The sequence below is a fragment of the Rhodococcus sp. ARP2 genome, assembly GCF_001029585.1.
In the GTDB taxonomy this organism is placed as follows: domain Bacteria; phylum Actinomycetota; class Actinomycetes; order Mycobacteriales; family Mycobacteriaceae; genus Rhodococcus_F; species Rhodococcus_F erythropolis.
Genome location: NZ_LEKE01000102.1, coordinates 1 through 16,082, shown reverse-complemented (window position 1 = coordinate 16,082; position 16,082 = coordinate 1). Strand labels below are relative to the sequence as shown.

The following is a 16,082-nucleotide window of genomic DNA, read 5'->3' as shown; positions in this document are numbered from 1 at the left end:
TCTCAGGTCGATCAGGCCACAGCGAAAGGATCGTTCGTGACGGACGCACGCGGCGCGGGAGTTCAGACGGTAACCCGTGCCCTGACCATGCTCACATGTTTTCGCAGTGGCGAAGAACTGGGAGTCTCGGAAGTTGCGCGGCGACAAGAGCTTGCGGTCAGCACCACGCATCGATTGCTGCAGTCTCTCGTCGACGCGGGGTTCCTCGAGAAGGACGACGCAACCAGTCGGTATCGCATCGGCGCGGCGCTGGCGGCTTACGGACAGGTCTCCTACCGGCAGCATCGGATCTATCTGTCCGAGCCCTATTTGGAGCAATTGGCCGCGACGACAGGAGCATCCGCCTCCCTGGCAGCGCGAAGCGGAAGTGAGGTGGTGTTGCTCGGATTCAGTCGGTGGCGCGAGGCCGACGGGCACGTGCTCCAAGGTGTCCGCCTTCCCTTGCATGCGAGCGCACTGGGGAAGGCCTTTCTGGCTTGGTCCGATGTCGACGATTCCGAGCTCGCTGCGCTGCCACGTGAAGCGACCACTCAGCGTGCGATCACCGACGTTGCCGGTATCCGCCGGGAATTGGAACTGACTCGTGAGCGAGGATACGGATTCAACGACGAGGAGTTGACCCCGGATTACCGAACGATCGGAATTCCGATCATCGATGGATCCGGCACTGTGCGTTACGCTCTCGGGCTTCGTGGTCCGGTCGAGCTGATGATCGACGAACGGATTCCGTTCCTCGCCGACCTTGCCAAGGTGACTGCGCGACAGATCGGTGAAGTGCTTCTCTGAACTGGCGTGAATCGCTTGTGGCAGATCCGGCCGAACGTGATTACCGTTGAAGCCGAGGGCGCGATCGCACAATGGCTACGCGACGTGACCGCGTCCTCGCGAGCGTGGAGACGAGTGATGACGACGATCGGTGTCGTTGCCCTGCTGCTGGGCGTCCTGTTGATCGTGGTCGAGGCGCATGCCCCAACCGCGGGGGTGCTCGGTGTGCTTGGAGCACTCATGATCGGTGCCGGCGTCTGGATGCTTTTCACATCCGACGGTATCGGGCAATTGATCGCGATCCCGGTGACGGCGGGGGTCGCGGTAGTCGGCCTGGGCGTGGTGGCGGTAGCGAGTCGAAAAGCTCTTACCGCGCGCCGCGCGCCCGTGCGTACCGGAACGGAATCTCTTGTCGGCTCCGACGCGACCGTTCGCAGTTGGACCGGCGCGCAGGGGCAGGTCGAGCTTGACGGCGGATTATGGAGTGCTCGAATGGAATTCGGGTACGACGACTCTGTGCCTGCCGTGGGCGAATCCGTCGTCGTAGAGCAGGTACGAGGCCTGACTCTGAAAGTGCGCCGTCGTGAACCGTGGGAGCTGCCGCTATGACCACCGTGCTTGTCGTGTTGTTCGTGTTTGTCGTGCTGATTGCAGTCCTTGTGGGAATGTCGGTGAGAGTTCTGCGCGAGTACGAGCGCGCGGTGGTGTTCCGCCTCGGCCGATTGATCACCTTGAAAGGCCCAGGCCTGGTGATTCTGGTGCCGGCGATCGATCGCATGGAACGGGTCAGTCTGCGAACCGTCACGCTGAAAATACCGGTCCAAGAAGTGATTACCCGCGACAATGTTCCGGTGAAGGTCACCGCCGTCACGTACTTTCGGGTCGTCGACGCTGACCGTTCGATAGTCGAAGTCGAGGACTTTCTGGCCGCCACCTCACAGATCGCCCAGACCACACTGCGCTCCATCCTCGGTAAAGCTGAGCTGGACTCGCTGCTATCCGAACGTGAACGCCTCAACGAGGATCTGCAGAAAGTCATCGACCAGCAGACCGAACCGTGGGGCGTCAAGGTCACGACCGTCGAGATCAAGGACGTCGAGATTCCAGCCAACATGCAGCGCGCCATCGCCAGGCAAGCAGAGGCCGAACGTGAACGTCGGGCCAAGATCATCAACGCCGACGCAGAGTTTCAGGCTTCGGCCAAGCTCGCCGAGGCGGCCGAGGTGATCAGCCGCAATCCGACCACCCTGCAATTGCGATATCTGCAGACACTTCACGAGATCGGTAGCGAGAACAACTCCACCGTTGTCTTCCCCTTGCCGCTGGATCTTGTCCGGCCCTTCATGGGCGGCGGAGTTGCGGCAACTCCGGCCGCCGAGGAACGTGTCCGCCCGACCGGAGCCTTTGGCCACTTTGCTACAGGTTCGACGGCAGTGAACGGTGGTGTCGGTGTGAACGATCGTGTTAGCGATCGAGAGATCGGCGAGCGACTCGGGTAGAACGATTATCACCAGTGTCCTGAAAGGCCATGTATTTCAGTAGGTCTCGAGTCCAGTTCCCTTCGAAGTTGTCCGCTTTGTCTCTGGCCATCGAAAGTGTGTTCGATTAGACTTTCGGCATGGACAGTCGGGAAGCGTGGCAACTGGATGGTGAGGGCCTCAAGTGTGAGGTTCTGGATCTGGTGCGTGCCCGGCACGAGTTGCAGTCGCGGATGGTGTTGTTGATTGTGGAGATGTTTTCCCGGGAGGTTCTCGGCGGGAAGGGTTTTCGGGTGATCGCGCAGTGGTTGCATGGTTCGACGAATCTGGAGATCGGTGAGTGCAGTCTGCTGGTCGGGTTGGCGCGGTTGTTGATGCTCGAACCTGTTGTGGCGGATTCGTTTCATCGTGGCGATGTGGATGCGTTGAAGGCGCGTCAGGTGGCGTCGTTTTGTCAGCATCCGCCGAAGAACATGACCCTGGCGGATGTGGACAAGGCTCGCGGGATTTTGTTGTCGTTGGCGTCGAAGAACATTGCCGATTGTGATGCGGTGCGGGCGGCGATTCGGCGGATCGAGAAGCAATTTGGCAAGCGTGAGGACGGTGTTCCGGTCGGCGAGGATTCGGAGCGTAACGAGTTCTACGCCTCGAAAGGCTTGTACGGGCGGGTGTCGGTGAAGGGTGATCTGGATGCGGTGAACGGGGCGCGTCTGATCACGTTGCTGTCGAGCCTGTCGGCTCCGACACCGGAGAAGGACGGCGTCAAGGACACCCGCACGCCGGCATTACGACGGGCCGATGGGTTTTGCGAGTTGTTGCGCCGGTACGAGCGAGCGGGGTTGGGTCCGATCGAAGGCGGAGTGAAACCGCACATCACGGTGACTGCGTCGGCGAAGGACGTGACGGATCTGCAGGCCTTGAAAGACCTCCTGCCGTCCACTGAGGAACTCGGGTTCGCGTGGACGGACTGGGTGGGCCCGATCAGTATCGACACTGCCCGGATGTTGGCGTGCGACGGCATCGTCACCCGGATCCTCCTGGACGAGAACGGTGTTCCGCTCGACTGCGGTAAGGAAGCGAGAACGGCGACGGTTCCGCAGCGGCGGGCGTTGGCAGTTCGTGATGGTGGGTGTGCGTTCCCGGGGTGTGGGACGCCGTCGGGGTGGTGCGATGCTCACCATATCGTTCACTGGAACGATGGTGGCCCAACAGATCTCGACAATCTGATCTTGTTGTGTGGTCATCACCACCGGACGATGCACCACACGGAGTGGCGGGTGGAGATCGGTCCGGATCGAAAGACGGTGTTCTATCCACCGATGTCCGTTGATCCGTATCAGCATCCGATCGGCGGGAACAGCCCGCCCACAGCAGCCTGAACGGGCGCAACTGAATACGTACACACCGGGGCATAGCCATGCCCCGGTGCGAGCTGCGTTTGTCGGAGTCGCGTGTGCGGTCAGAGCATCGTCGAGATATGGTCCGGAAGCGCGACACCTGAGTCGAGATCCTCGGACGGGATCGGTTCACCGAAGTGCGTAGCTGCGGGAACTACTCCAGCCCAAACGGTTTCGACACCGATGTCGGCGGCATCGTCGCCGGGGCCGCCGGTGCGGGCCTTGACGGAAGCCTCGTACAACGGCAGTGCAAGAACGATGGTTGCCGCCATTTCCTTGCGCGTGTGATCCCGCAAGTGTTGGGAACGTCCGGGAACCACCTGGTCGACGATCAGATTCAAAGCCTTCACTCGCTCGTCGCCGTCGGTCACGACTCGAGGTGATCCGATGATGACGCCGCTGCGGTAGTTCATCGAGTGGTGGAAGCCCGACCGCGCCAACACGAGCCCGTCGAGGATCGTGATGGTGATGCAGATTTCGCTGTCGGGAGCCAAGCTTCGCGAGGCCACCGAGCCGTGAACATAAATAGACCCGCCGCGGTCAGGGCCGTCGAGGTCGAACCCGTACGCGGTGGGAAACACCATGGGAACTCCGCCGACGTTCACGCCCATGTGGCACAGCTTCGCGGACTGCAAGACGTCGACGAGTGCCGCGCGTTCTGCGACGCCGTGGTGGCGGGCGCGCTTGTGCGTCGTACGTGCTGTCGGGGACAGCGGAATAGGTGCAGTGGGGGCAGGAGCAGGGGCAGCAAAGACAACGGAATCTGTCATGCAGACAATGCTGGTGGCAAAGTGGCTTCAAGTCATGGTCCAATCAGTGGAGACTTCGATAGGCCACTTCGATTTTCCACTTCCGAGAGGGTTCTGAATGTTTCTTCCTTCGGCGGTAGCCGTCGTCCTCGACCGGACAGATCGGCGGGCGCTCCCGATCCAGATTGCCGACCACCTCAGAGCTGATATCCGCAGTGGTAAGGCGGCAGTGGGACTGAGGTTACCCAGTTCCCGGAAGCTGGCGGCGGAGCTCGAGGTGGCGCGGGGCGTCGTGGAACGGGCGTATGAGCAGTTGATTGCCGAGGGTTGGCTTGTCGCTGTGCACGGCTCGGGCACCTTCGTTGCCGAGGCGCCCTCTCCCGTGGTCACTCCCACGACTACACCGAAGAAGACCGCCGACAAGATGTCGCCCAGGGTGCAGCTCCGGCCAGGCGTGCCGTGGACGCCGCCGCGTGCATCGGCAGCGTGGCGGCGGGCGTGGCGTGACGTCGGGTCCAAACCGCCACCATTCGAGGATCCCGATCCTGCGGGTGACTACGAATTGCGTTCGGCACTATCGGAATTGCTGGCAAGAGCCCGCGGAATGTCGGTTGAACCCGAGAGAATCCTGATCACCTCAGGTGCCACGCATGGTCTCGGCCTCGCCCTGTCGGCTCTGCGTACCCGTGGTGCTGTTCTGGCGATGGAAGATCCCGGGTACCGGTATGCGTCCTCGGCCGCAACAGCCTGTGGATGGTCGCTACTCGACGTGCCCGTCGACGCTCATGGTCTCTGTGTCGACCAACTCGAAACGGCGTCGGAGGGCGTACGCGGTGTGTATGTGACACCGTCCCATCAGTATCCGACAGGTGGGCTGCTTCCGGTAGGTCGGCGCAACCAGTTGATCGAGTTCGCACGCGCCCGCGACGTCGTCCTGTTCGAGGACGATTACGACTCCGAATTCCGTTACGACGTAGCGCCTTTGCCTGCGCTCGCCCAGTTGGCTCCTGATCGGGTGGTATATCTCGGAACGGTTGCCAAAACGCTCGGCGCCGGAATTCGATTGGGCTGGTTGGTAGCTCCCCTCGACCTGGTCGACCGCATAGCAGTACACCGCAAGCGAATCGGCGACTTCCCGTCGGTTCCGCTGCAGCAAGCACTCTTGTCCCTGCTCCGTGACGGCGAATGGGATCGAGCGGTACGTACCGCCCGGCGCAGGTACCGCGAGCGCGATCGGGCGGTCGAGGAAGCACTGTCATCGTTCGGTGAACTGCGCGGACTCGGCGCCGGCATGCACACGACGCTCATGCTCGACGCGGATCTGGCAGCCACCGTCGCTCGCGAGGCACTTGAACACGGCGTCGAAGTGCCCACCCTGGTCGAGTCCACCCGAACGCACGGAGACCCCGGCGGATTGGTCATCGGCTACGGGCGAGTGGAATCCGCGGACCTCGAATATGCGCTCGAGGTGATAGCCGAGTGCCTCGCACGTCACAGCGCGTGAAGTCTCGATGATCGGGAGTGCGGCAACGGATGGGCGTGGTCCAGTTCTAGCGTCTGCTCGTGACGATCCGAAGCCAGACCTTTCCGCACCTGCTCGCACCAGGCACCATCGGCCCGATGACCGTGCCCAATCGTGTGGTTCTCCCTGCGATGGACATGAACCTGTGTGAAGACGGGCAAATCGAAAAGGGCGACATCGACCACTTCGTGGCTCGTGCGGCCGGTGGAACGGGTCTGATCATCACCGGTTGCTGCGCTGTTGCGTACCCGCTGGGCTGCACCAGCCGCAAGGAACCGGGGCTCTCCGAAGACCGGTTCATCCCCGGACTCAAAGCGCTGGCCGACGCGGTGCACGACGCAGGCAGCAAGCTCTGTGTGCAGATGACACACCACGGCAAGGTGGCGCGCATCGATACCCTCGACGGCCGACCGCAGCTGGTCCCGTCCACACCGAAGCCGCCGGGTGACATGAGTGCGATGGCCGATTGCACGCCCGAAGAACTGGGCAAGATGGCTGCCATCAACGAGGGCAAGAGGGCGACCTACCACGAGGCCACCAAGGAAGATCTTGATTGGCTCGTCCGCATGTTCGCCGAGGCTGCCGGACGAGTGAAGGCGGCGGGCGGCGACGCCGTCGAGATTCACTGTGCCCACAACTACGTCCTCGGAGCGTTCCTGAGTCGGTACACGAATCAGCGCAGCGATGAGTACGGAGGTTCCATGGAGAACCGTGCACGCCTGGCTTGTGAGGTTATTCGGGCGGTCAAGGAGGAGGTCGGCGGTGCGCTTGCCGTCATCGTGCGTCTGGCCGGTCAAGAGTACGGCGAAACCGACGGGCTGACCGTCGACGAGGCTGCTGCGGCCGCCAAGATGTTCGAAGAGGCCGGCGCTGACGCCATTCACGTCACCGGTACCGCGCTGAATGCTTTTGCCAACTTCACCGACGGCCCCCTGCCCGACAAGGTCGGCTACTACACGGACAACGCAACGCGAATCAAGCAGGTGATATCGATCCCCGTGATCACGGTCGGACGTATGCTCCCCGAGGTCGGCGAGAAGATGATCGCGGAAGGTCGCACGGACTTCGCCGCGATGGGCCGCCAGCTCCTGGCCGATCCACAGTTGGTGAACAAACTCAAAGACGGTGCACCCGAGCGGGTTCGGCCTTGCATCAATTGCTACGTCTGCGTGCAGGAGAACTTCTGGGACGAGACCCCGCTGTGCGCGGTGAACCCTGCCCTGGGCAACGAAGCGCTGCTCCCCTTCGTTCGGACCAGCACTCCGAAACACGTTGTTGTGGTCGGAGCGGGCCCCGGTGGTCTCGAAACGGCTCGCGTGGCCGCTGAACGTGGGCACCGAGTCACGGTGTTGGACAAATCCGATCGCCTTGGCGGCACCCTGTGGTTCTCGAGCCTCACTACCCCGGACAACGGGCGTCTGCTCAGCTGGTTGAAAGTGGAAATCGAGCGTCTCGGTGTCGATGTTCGACTGAAGACCGAAGCCTCGGTTGCTTCGATCCGGGCACTGAACCCCGACGCCGCAGTCGTGGCCACCGGTGCAGTTCGTGAGCGGCCTAGTGTTCCGGGCGGCGACTTGCCGCACGTGCACACCGGTGATTCGTTGCGCGCGTTGATGACCGGAGCGGGAGACGTCTCACAGGTGCCGCCGTTCCTGCGGACGATGGCCAAGTTGGGCAAGCTGTCCGGTATCACCAAGAGCCCCGCGGCGATTCGAGCTGTGACCCGCAAGTTCCTGCCCATGGGTAAGGACGTTGTCGTGATCGGTGGTTCGCTTGTCGGACTCGAGCTTGCGGAGTTCCTGGCCGAGCGAGGTCGCAATGTGACGCTGATCGAAGAAGGCCAGCAGTTGGGTATTCCGATGGCGATGCCGCGCCGCTGGACGGCTGTGCGCCACGCCAAGCATGTCGGTGTGGACATTCACCGCAATTCTACGGTGCAGCGAATCACCAAGGAGCACGTCGAATTCCGTTCCGGTGACAAGACACTGACCGCTCCAGCCGACATGGTTGTCGTCGCATCGGGGGTGTCAGCGCAAGCGCCGCTGGCCGACGCTCTGATCGGCGTCGTCTCCGACGTGCACGTGGTCGGTGACGCGGTGAACGTCGACTACATCGAAGGTGCGATGCACACGGCGTGGAAAGTTGCGATGGATCTTTGACCCATCCCCTAGGTAGCGCTTTGTGCCGCAACGATGTCCGGCCACCATCGGGCCGCGACATCGGGGTGCGCGCGTAGTCGACTCTTGAGGGCGTTCGCCCCGTAGGAATCGTGGATCGGGTTGTTCGCGTCCACGGTGACGCCGGTGGCGCGCGCCGCCAGCTCGGGTGGTAGGTCGAACTCCGGGATCTGCGCTGCGTAGTTCGGGTTGAAGAAGAACGGCACCGAGATACGTTCGCCGTCGCCCTCGGGTGAAACTACCCGGTGCACAGTCGCTTTCAAGTAGCCGCCGGTAGCGACCTCGAGAAGTTCGCCGATGTTGACCACCAGCGCCCCGTCGATCGGCGGTGCGTCGATCCAATCGCCGTCGTGCTCGACCTGCAGACCGCCCTTGCCCGGTTCGACATAGAGCAGGGTCAGCACACCCGCGTCCTTGTGCCCGCCGACGCCCTGGGAGCCGGCACCTTTCGGGCGGCCCGGGTAACGCACCACCTTGATGAGGATCGACGGATCGTGAGCAAACGCGTCGTCGAAGATGTTCGCATCCTGGCCCAGGGCTACCGCCCATTCGCGTAAGAGGCTCAATGCGATCGAGGTGAGTGTGTCGTTCCACTCGGTGATGACGTCGCGGAGTTCGGGAAGGGCGTCGGGCCACTGGTTGGGGCCCTGCAGGATCTCCCAGGCCGGTGAGGTGTCGGTGCGCTCGGCCGCGGGCTGTTCGGCGCCGATGTCGATCTGCTCGCGCCAGTCCTGCTTGCCTTCGGTCAGTTCGCCGCCGAGCCTGGTGTACCCACGGAAGTGCGGGCTGCGGACGTTCTCGATCGCGAGCTTCTCGGCAGTCGGAAGTGCGAAGAACTCGCGGGCGACGGCGAGGAGGCGTCGCTGCAGTTCGTCGGGAATTCCGTGGCCGACCAGGTAGAAGAATCCGACCTCGTGGGTGGCCTCGCGGAGCTGAGTGCGGAACTGCTCGGCGGTGTCGGGGTTCTGCGCAAGCGACAGATCGAGCACTGGCAGCGACGTAATCGACATGGGGTCCTCGATCCGTGTGATGGTTCTGATGTCCATCATTCCACGCTGATCGGCACCCGGACCCGCGCGGCGATTCGGCAGCCGCAGGCGTGATTACCCGCGCGGATGCGGAAACACCCTGCGGATAACAGAATCGGGGCCTTGCGCCATTGGCGCAAGACCCCGAATCAGCGTGAACCTAAATCAGGCCTCGTCGGCCCGGCGTCTAGCTACGCCTCATCGGCTCCGATGATGAACGCTTCGAGCTCGATGCGAGCCTTGTCGTCGGCCATCTGGACCGGCGGGGACTTCATCAGGTAAGCGGAAGCCGGGTAAACCGGTCCACCGATGCCGCGGTCCTTGGCGATCTTGGCTGCGCGCACGGCGTCGATGATGATGCCGGCAGAGTTGGGCGAATCCCAGACCTCGAGCTTGTACTCCAGGTTCAGGGGAGCGTCACCGAAGGCGCGGCCTTCGAGGCGGACGTATGCCCACTTGCGGTCGTCGAGCCACTCCACGTAGTCCGAGGGACCGATGTGGACGTTGCGGTCGTGGACCTTGCCGGCGAGTGCGCCGGTCAGGTTGGACGTCACGGCCTGGGTCTTGGAAACCTTCTTGGACTCCAGGCGATCACGCTCGAGCATGTTCTTGAAGTCCATGTTTCCACCGACGTTGAGCTGGTAGGTGCGGTCCAGCACGACGCCGCGGTCTTCGAACAGCTTCGCCATCACGCGGTGGGTGATGGTGGCGCCGACCTGGCTCTTGATGTCGTCGCCGACGATCGGGACGCCGGCGTCCTTGAACTTGGCAGCCCACTCCGGGTCGGAAGCGATGAAGACGGGCAGGGCGTTGACGAATGCAACGCCTGCGTCGATCGCGCACTGTGCGTAGAACTTGTCAGCGTCGTCGGAACCGACGGGCAGGTAGGAGACGAGGACGTCGACCTGAGCGTCCTTGAGTGCCTTGACGACGTCGACGGGCTCGGCGTCGGACAGCTCGATGGTCTCGGCGTAGTACTTGCCGATGCCGTCGAGGGTCGGGCCACGCTGAACGGGAACGTCCAGGGGCGGGACGTCGGCGATCTTGATGGTGTTGTTCTCGCTCGCGAGGATCGCCTCGGAGAGGTCGAAGCCGACCTTCTTGGCGTCGACGTCGAACGCAGCGACGAACTGCACGTCGCGGACGTGGTACTTACCGAACTTGACGTGCATGAGGCCGGGGACCGTCTGGGTCTCGTCGGCATCCTTGTAGTAGTGGACGCCCTGAACCAGGGACGAGGCGCAGTTACCCACGCCCACAATGGCTACGCGCACCGCGGTGCTGTTCTCACCCATGGTCGGGTTCTCCTTCTTTCCGGGATGTTCCTGTTGTCGATTGCTCGGCTGCGATCAATTCGTTGAGCCAACGCACTTCGCGTTCACTCGATTCGAGTCCGAGCTGATGGAGCTGACGGGTATAGCGGTCCAGCGATCCGCTGGCCCGACCGACGGCCTCGCGGAGCCCCTCACGGCGCTCCTCGACCTGGCGTCGCCTGCCTTCGAGGATCCGCATCCGCGCTTCTGCGGGGGTGCGGCTGAAGAAGGCGAGGTGAACGCCGAAACCGTCGTCGGTGTAGTTCTGCGGCCCGGTGTCGGCGACCAGTTCGGTGAACCGTTGCCGACCTTCCGGAGTGAGCTGGTAGACGCGACGCGCCCGACGCTTGAGCGTGCCGGTGGCAGTGTCGACGTCTTCCGAGATCAATCCGTCGGCTTGCATGCGCCGCAGTGCCGGGTACAGCGATCCGTACGAGAACGCGCGGAATGCGCCGAGCAGACCAGTGAGCCGCTTACGCAGCTCGTATCCGTGCATCGGTGACTCGAGGAGCAGCCCGAGGATTGCGAGTTCGAGCAACTGACAAACCTCCCGAGTCGTTGAACCTAACCGCTTGATGCGATAACCAACTATATCGCGCCGATATATAAAACCACACTGCGGCCCGATACGTGTACCAAGGTGTCACGGCTAGATCAGGGGGTGAACGGGTAGATCGACATGATTTCCCCGTCGAGGCCAGCGGTCAGGTACCCGCTTTCGTCGAGGTCGTTGCCGACGTGGATCTCGATGGTCGGCACGGTTTCGGTGCTTCCGACAGAGACGTACCGAGTGGTCGGATTTTGCACCGACGTTGTGGTTCCGGCGCCGTCGAGCAGGGCGATCACGATGCGAGGATCGAGCTGTGTGACGTCGATCTGTGTCACGTCGGGTTCGCGCGATCCTCCCGAAGTCGTGTCCTCGAGGTCGCCTCGGTAGTAACTGTCGAGGCTCTTGCGCTGCGCAGCAGGATCGGCGCGCGTTACGCGTGCATAAGTGGGATAGATGGTCATCTCGTCCACCAGTCCGCTGCCGTACTCCGTTTCGATGGCACGGAACATCGCCCCCAGGCCGTCGACGGTGTGCAACTGTGGCTCGGGGCTGGAGAAGATCGTGACGTCCGACGCCACATATTTGATTCCGAAGCCGATTGCCGACACCAGTGACAGAGCGATGATCGCAAGGGCGATCAAACGCGTGTCGAGCGAAGGTTCTTTCCGGAGAACAGGCAGAGACGCTTCGGTCTGCAGATCGGACGTCAAATCTTCGAGATCGCCGAGAGTGACTGCCACCGCGGCGAGTTCGGTCAATTCGTCGTGCTCGGTCGCCGTGAGTTGCCCGTCGGCGAAGGCGGAGTCCAGCACTGCGCAGGTAGCCTCGCGATCGGCATTGCGAGCGCGGGTGGTCCTGGTCAGATCGTTCGGCATGTCCGGGGCCTATCGAGGAGTGAAGGGAGACAAGCGGATCGGGCGTCCGTCAGGCGTCAGGTCCATCCACCCGCTCGCGCCGAGGTTGTTGCTCACGTAGATGGAGACGCGTGGATCATCGCTCGACGAACTCATGCTGATGTGTGTGATCTCGGCGTCGGGGACGTTGAGATTTGCGGACACTCCTGCCAGATATCCGGCGAGTTTGTCGATGTCGACGGCAGCGAGGTCGAAGGTGGCAGTGCTGGCCGCTCGAGTCGACGTGCTCTCGCGTGGTGTGAAACCGCCTCGAAAGTCGATGTCCTCCTCCAGATTCGGCGAGATAGCGGCGGCGCGAGTAACGCTTGCATAGCCGTCGTAGAAGTTGACGGAATCGATTATCGTCGTGCCGTACTTGGTGCTGTATTTTGTGATAAAGTCCCCGATCCCGCTTGCGGTGACGGTGTTCAGTGTGGAACTCACAATGGGGGCAAGCGGTTCGACGTTTTCGGCTGCCGCCGGTGGAGGCGGTGGGGGTGAAGGGTCGGCGGACAAGGTCAGGTACCCGATCAGGCCGGCGAAGATAGTCGATGCGGCTGCGAGGTACCAGATCTTGTCGATACGACGAACTTTGGCAACGGCGTTGCGCAGCGTTGCTTTCTGCAGATCGCGGACCAGTAGATCGAGCTGGCCGAGGGTGGTCGCGGTCATGGCCGCAGCCGTCCGGTTGGCGTGCTCGTCGACCGTGATCTGGCCGTCGGACAGAGCCGTATCGAGAACGGCGCAGGTATCGGAACGGTCGACGTCGCGCGCACGGGTGCGCGTAGAGGTAGTAGTCGGGGACCCACTCACCGGCTCACCCTAGCTCCCGTACGGGTAGGAACGAGAGATCTCGCCCCACGGCGTGACCTCGATTCGTCCTTGGTGGCCGAGTCCGTTCTCCGCATAGATCGCGATCTCCGGGAGGCCGTAGTTCGCGTCCACGATCAAGTGCGTGATCGTGGCGTCCGAAACATTGACGTAGGCGCCGATGTTAACCATGTACGGCGCGAGCTTGTCGATCTGGATGGAACCGAGATCGAAGGTCGGCTGGCCCGTTCGCCGCGGAATGGATGTCACTTCCCGCTCGAAGCCGTCGCGAAAACTGATGGACTCGGTGAGGGCTGGAGCGTCGGGTACCGCCCGGCTCACCAGAGAGAAGTCGCCGTGGAAGCTGGCGTCATCGATGAACATGTCGCCGAACTCGTCGCGATACTTCTCGATAAATGCGCCGATACCCTCGGGAGTCAATGTGTCGATGTGTGCGATCAGGATCGGTTCGACGGTCGGCTCCGGCACCAGGGTGGTGGTCGGCAACGGTGGCGCGAGGGAAGTAGTGCTGGCATAACTGGCGGTGATGTCTTCCGAAGGCGTCAATGGTGAGCGACTCCAGGCCACCGCGGCGACCGCGCCGACGACGATCAGAGCAGCGCCACCGATGTACACGGCCTTGCGCGTCACCGACGTCCGAGGCGCCGTTGTGGTATCGATCTTCGGCACCTGCAGATCGTTGACCAGGCGCGCGAGCTCGAGCAGGGTTTTCGCGGACCTCGCCTTTTCGGTCCGTTCGAAGTAGTCCTCCGCGCTCAACTGCCCTTCGGCGTACGCGGCGTCCAACACATTGCACGTTTCGACGCGATCAAGATCACGAGCACGCGTCATCGGGGAACGGGAAGACTTCACAGGAAGTGATCGTAATGGCTGGTCGCCATGCGTCCGGACCGCAAAATGTGTTCATCGTGACCCTCCCGAACCGTCCGTGGCGGCACGGACGCACGTACGCTGGTCAGGTGCGGATACAGCGGCAAGTTGTGGACTACGCGCTCGCGCGTCGGTCTGTGCTGGCCGAAGTGTCTGCGGGTAGGACCGACGTCAAGCAAGTGTGTGACGCCGATCCGTACCTACTCAGAGCCGCGAAGTTCCACGGCCGGGGCAGCGACGTCGTCTGCCCCATTTGCCGCAAGGAACAGTTGACGCTCGTGTCCTGGGTGTTCGGCGACAAGCTCGGTCAGGTTTCGGGATCGGCCCGAACCTCGGACGAGCTCGCTCGGCTTGCGGAAACAGCAGAGGAGTTCACGGTGCACGTTGTAGAGGTGTGCCGTACCTGCAGTTGGAACCACTTGGTGCAGTCCTATGTGCTCGGCGCAGTACCTGCGCCGCCGCGACCGCGGCGAGCACGCCCACCAAGCCGGCGCACCGCCAGCGAGTAACGCCACACCCGAAGAAGGGCCCGATCGAAGTCTGCACGTGATCGGTCCGTGACCACTGGAGATTTGATTCGTGAGTTCCCCCAGCAACAACAACCCGGGAGGCAACAACCCGGGTGGCCGTCCCGTCGGTCCCAACCGTCCCGCCGGACCTCCTCAGGGTCGTCCGCCGCAGGGACGTCCGATGGGTCCACCACCGCAGGGCCCACCACCGCAGGGACGCCCTCCGATGGGTCCGCCCCCTCAGGGTCGTCCGCAGCAAGGCCGTCCGATGGGACCCCCGCCTCAGGGGCGTCCGCCGCAAGGTCGACCTTCGGGCCCGCCTCCTCAGGGCCGCCCCGCCGGTCCCCCTCCTCAGGGTCGTCCGCCGCAAGGCCGGCCTGCCGGCCCGCCGCCTCGAGATCGCGCCGCAGGCGCTCAGGCAAACGAACCGACCCAGCGCGTCGCGGCAGCAGCAGCGACCACCCGTACCAACGCGGGCACCCGCCCGCCGGTCGGACCTCCGCCGACGAAGCCGCCGACAGGTGGCTCCGGTGGCGGTGGCAACGACGGACAACCCCCGAAGGGAAGAAAGAGCACCGTGAAGAAGAAGTCCAAGTGGCGCACAGTTCGCCGCTCGGCCTACGTCTTGGTGGCGCTCGGTCTTGTTCTGCCCGTCCTTGCCTTCATGGCCGCGTACATCGTGCAGGACGTCCCCAAGCCCGGTGACCAAAAGACCAATCAGGTGGCGACGGTCTTCGCCGCCGACGGCACCACGGTGATCAGTACTGTCGTCCCGCCGGACGAAGGTAACCGCGTCGAGGTCTCACTCGATCAGGTGCCGATGCACGTTCGGAACGCCGTTCTGGCCGCAGAGGACCGCGATTTCTACTCGAACCCGGGCTTCTCGATCTCCGGTTTCGCGCGCGCAGCCCGTGACAACGTGCTCGGTCGTGACAGCGCCGGTGGTGGCTCGACCATCACGCAGCAGTACGTGAAGACCGCGCTCGTCGGCTCGGAGCGTTCGCTGACGCGAAAGATGAAGGAACTCGTTCTCTCTTCGAAGATGGCCAACGAGTGGTCCAAGGACGACATTCTCGCCGCATACCTGAACACCATTTACTTCGGTCGCGGCGCGTACGGCATCGAAGCTGCGTCCAAGGCTTACTTCGGCAAGCCCGTCGACCAGCTGTCCATCGAAGAAGGCGCCGTCCTGGCATCGTCGATTCAGCTTCCGTCACTCCTCGATCCCGAGACCAACCCGACCGGTGCCAAGTCCCGTTGGAACTACGTGCTCGACGGCATGGTGTCCGCCGGCACGCTGGATCAGGCCGCGCGCACGCCGATGCAGTACCCCGCCTACATCCCGCTCGCCCAGGTCGACAACAGCAGCCAAGGCTCGACCGGACCCGAGGGCCTGATCAAGCGTCAGGTGCTCAAGGAGATCGGCGACGCTGGAATCAGCGAGCAGTTGCTCAACACCGAGGGCTTGCAGATCACCACGACCATCGACCCGCAGGCTCAGGCCGCAGCGGTCGAGGCAGCCCGTTCCAACATGGAGGGTGAGCCGGAGAACCTGCGCACCGCCGTTGTCTCGGTCGACCCGAAGACCGGTGCCGTCAAGGCGTACTACGGCGGTGAGGACGGCGCGGGATACGACTTCGCGAATGCCGGACTTCAGACCGGTTCCTCGTTCAAGGTGTTCGGTCTCGCAGCCGCCCTGGATCAGGGAATCCCGCTCTCGCAGATGTACGACAGCTCGCCGCTGACCGTCAACGGCATCTCCATCGGCAACGTCGAAGGTGAAAGCTGCGGCACCTGCACCATCGCAGAGGCGCTCAAGCGTTCGCTGAATACCAGCTTCTACCGCCAGATGCTCAGCCTCGACGGCAACGGCCCGCAGGCAATCGCGGACATCGCACACCAAGCAGGCATCCCGAAGGACATCCCGGGCGTCGGCCCGTCGCTCACCGAGGCTGACGGTTCCGGTCCCAACAACGGCATCGTGCTCGGCCAGTACCAGG

General features: G+C 63.1%; 15 protein-coding genes. 8 read left to right on the top strand and 7 right to left on the bottom strand.

Annotation, left to right across the window (positions count from 1 at the left end; all coding sequences use genetic code 11):
* Window positions 1-36 precede the first annotated feature (36 nt).
* The 4 genes from ABX74_RS26085 to ABX74_RS26070 all read left to right on the top strand — a co-directional run bounded on the left by ABX74_RS26085 (window position 37) and on the right by ABX74_RS26070 (window position 3,622).
* Window positions 37-786 carry an IclR family transcriptional regulator gene (locus tag ABX74_RS26085; RefSeq protein WP_047890041.1) on the top strand — a complete coding sequence of 250 codons (750 nt, stop codon included), beginning with the start codon at window positions 37-39 and terminating at the stop codon, window positions 784-786.
* A 117-nt stretch (window positions 787-903) separates the two neighbouring features.
* Complete coding sequence (locus ABX74_RS26080) at window positions 904-1,374, top strand: NfeD family protein (RefSeq protein ID WP_029256740.1); 471 nt, start codon at window positions 904-906, stop codon at window positions 1,372-1,374.
* A complete protein-coding gene (locus tag ABX74_RS26075; RefSeq protein ID WP_223258017.1) occupies window positions 1,371-2,264 on the top strand; it encodes a slipin family protein in 894 nt (297 codons plus the stop codon). The genes ABX74_RS26080 and ABX74_RS26075 overlap by 4 nt, the downstream gene beginning before the upstream one ends.
* 119 nt (window positions 2,265-2,383) lie before the next feature.
* Complete coding sequence (locus tag ABX74_RS26070) at window positions 2,384-3,622, top strand: HNH endonuclease signature motif containing protein (protein ID WP_047890032.1); 1,239 nt, start codon at window positions 2,384-2,386, stop codon at window positions 3,620-3,622.
* Between the two features lie 80 nt (window positions 3,623-3,702).
* Here the strand turns inward: ABX74_RS26070 and ABX74_RS26065 are convergent, their stop codons facing one another.
* The gene (locus ABX74_RS26065; RefSeq protein ID WP_021334672.1) at window positions 3,703-4,410 is read right to left on the bottom strand and encodes a pyridoxamine 5'-phosphate oxidase family protein; all 708 of its coding nucleotides are present in this window, start codon (window positions 4,408-4,410) and stop codon (window positions 3,703-3,705) included.
* 97 nt (window positions 4,411-4,507) lie between these two features.
* On the opposite strand from ABX74_RS26065, the gene ABX74_RS26060 reads away from it, so the two are divergent.
* Both ABX74_RS26060 and ABX74_RS26055 read left to right on the top strand, forming a co-directional pair.
* A complete protein-coding gene (locus ABX74_RS26060; RefSeq protein ID WP_047890031.1) occupies window positions 4,508-5,893 on the top strand; it encodes a PLP-dependent aminotransferase family protein in 1,386 nt (461 codons plus the stop codon).
* A 59-nt stretch (window positions 5,894-5,952) separates the two neighbouring features.
* Window positions 5,953-8,070, top strand: coding sequence for an FAD-dependent oxidoreductase (locus ABX74_RS26055; protein WP_047890030.1), 2,118 nt, complete (start codon window positions 5,953-5,955; stop codon window positions 8,068-8,070).
* A gap of 8 nt (window positions 8,071-8,078) precedes the next feature.
* Here ABX74_RS26055 and ABX74_RS26050 read toward each other — a convergent pair whose 3' ends face one another.
* The 6 genes from ABX74_RS26050 to ABX74_RS26025 form a co-directional block, all read right to left on the bottom strand.
* Window positions 8,079-9,098, bottom strand: a complete 1,020-nt coding sequence (locus tag ABX74_RS26050; RefSeq protein ID WP_003946043.1) for an isopenicillin N synthase family dioxygenase — start codon at window positions 9,096-9,098, stop codon at window positions 8,079-8,081.
* Window positions 9,099-9,307: 209 nt separating this feature from the next.
* Entirely contained in the window at window positions 9,308-10,411 is a 1,104-nt protein-coding gene (locus ABX74_RS26045) for an inositol-3-phosphate synthase (protein WP_003945979.1), read from the bottom strand.
* Window positions 10,404-10,967, bottom strand: a complete 564-nt coding sequence (locus ABX74_RS26040; RefSeq protein ID WP_003946014.1) for a PadR family transcriptional regulator — start codon at window positions 10,965-10,967, stop codon at window positions 10,404-10,406. Before ABX74_RS26040 ends, ABX74_RS26045 begins: the two co-directional genes overlap by 8 nt.
* Window positions 10,968-11,083: 116 nt before the next feature.
* Complete coding sequence (locus tag ABX74_RS26035; protein WP_047890029.1) at window positions 11,084-11,854, bottom strand: DUF1707 domain-containing protein; 771 nt, start codon at window positions 11,852-11,854, stop codon at window positions 11,084-11,086.
* Between the two features lie 9 nt (window positions 11,855-11,863).
* Entirely contained in the window at window positions 11,864-12,685 is an 822-nt protein-coding gene (locus ABX74_RS26030; RefSeq protein ID WP_047890028.1) for a DUF1707 domain-containing protein, read from the bottom strand.
* Between the two features lie 9 nt (window positions 12,686-12,694).
* Window positions 12,695-13,534, bottom strand: coding sequence for a DUF1707 domain-containing protein (locus tag ABX74_RS26025; protein ID WP_053062083.1), 840 nt, complete (start codon window positions 13,532-13,534; stop codon window positions 12,695-12,697).
* Between the two features lie 128 nt (window positions 13,535-13,662).
* Between ABX74_RS26025 and ABX74_RS26020 the strand changes: the two genes are divergently transcribed.
* Together ABX74_RS26020 and ABX74_RS26015 are read left to right on the top strand one after the other, a co-directional pair.
* A complete protein-coding gene (locus ABX74_RS26020; protein ID WP_042448217.1) occupies window positions 13,663-14,082 on the top strand; it encodes a DUF5318 family protein in 420 nt (139 codons plus the stop codon).
* Between the two features lie 577 nt (window positions 14,083-14,659).
* The coding region (locus tag ABX74_RS26015; RefSeq protein WP_047890026.1) for a transglycosylase domain-containing protein at window positions 14,660-16,082 on the top strand (1,423 nt) is incomplete at its 3' end.

Coding starts and splice junctions, on each gene's coding strand:
- ABX74_RS26080 (WP_029256740.1), top strand. CDS start 904: ATGACGACGATCGGTGTCGTTGCCCTGCTGCTGGGCGTCCTGTTGATC.
- ABX74_RS26075 (WP_223258017.1), top strand. CDS start 1,371: ATGACCACCGTGCTTGTCGTGTTGTTCGTGTTTGTCGTGCTGATTGCA.
- ABX74_RS26070 (WP_047890032.1), top strand. CDS start 2,384: ATGGACAGTCGGGAAGCGTGGCAACTGGATGGTGAGGGCCTCAAGTGT.
- ABX74_RS26065 (WP_021334672.1), bottom strand. CDS start 4,410: ATGACAGATTCCGTTGTCTTTGCTGCCCCTGCTCCTGCCCCCACTGCA.
- ABX74_RS26060 (WP_047890031.1), top strand. CDS start 4,508: ATGTTTCTTCCTTCGGCGGTAGCCGTCGTCCTCGACCGGACAGATCGG.
- ABX74_RS26050 (WP_003946043.1), bottom strand. CDS start 9,098: ATGTCGATTACGTCGCTGCCAGTGCTCGATCTGTCGCTTGCGCAGAAC.
- ABX74_RS26045 (WP_003945979.1), bottom strand. CDS start 10,411: ATGGGTGAGAACAGCACCGCGGTGCGCGTAGCCATTGTGGGCGTGGGT.
- ABX74_RS26035 (WP_047890029.1), bottom strand. CDS start 11,854: ATGCCGAACGATCTGACCAGGACCACCCGCGCTCGCAATGCCGATCGC.
- ABX74_RS26025 (WP_053062083.1), bottom strand. CDS start 13,534: ATGACGCGTGCTCGTGATCTTGATCGCGTCGAAACGTGCAATGTGTTG.